Raw genomic sequence first — 473 nt, forward strand, 5'->3', positions numbered from 1 at the left:
CTCCCCCCACTCCGCCCGTGTCCGCGTCCCCTCCCCCGGGAAGCGGGCACGGGCGGGCTTGTGCCGGAAGGGCGGCGGTCAGGGGCCGACGGCCTGAAGGGTCAGCCGGTGGGTCTGATCACATGTCCGGCGATCATGATCACGAGTCCGATGACGGCCGGCGCCCAGGAGAGGAAGAGCACGCTGGAGAGCACGACCAGCAGGCCGGCCCCCCACAGTCTGCGGTTGCGCACGATCCTGTTGAACCATCGGCCGGGCACCCGGTCGTGAAGCAGGGCGTGGGTGCCGGCCCACAGTCCCGCCATGCCCAGCACCGCCATGCCGAGAAGCATGACTGTCAGGAGTCCGCCGTAGGTCACTGCCGTCCCCTCTCGTCCGCCGCACCCTGCGGTCGGGTTCATGCACCGGTCAGTTGCTGCACGGTCCTCAGCACCCGCTGGGCCCCGTCCTCCGTCGCCATGTGCTGTGCCGCG

General features: G+C 70.8%; 1 protein-coding gene. It reads right to left on the reverse strand.

Translation table 11 applies throughout. The annotated features are described in order from the left end of the window. Positions 1–101 precede the first annotated feature (101 nt). Positions 102–359, reverse strand: coding sequence for a hypothetical protein (locus CCN29_RS20350; protein ID WP_006135438.1), 258 nt, complete (start codon positions 357–359; stop codon positions 102–104). Between the last annotated feature and the right edge of the window lie 114 nt (positions 360–473).

This window comes from Streptomyces pseudogriseolus, assembly GCA_002154585.1.
Classification (GTDB): domain Bacteria; phylum Actinomycetota; class Actinomycetes; order Streptomycetales; family Streptomycetaceae; genus Streptomyces; species Streptomyces pseudogriseolus.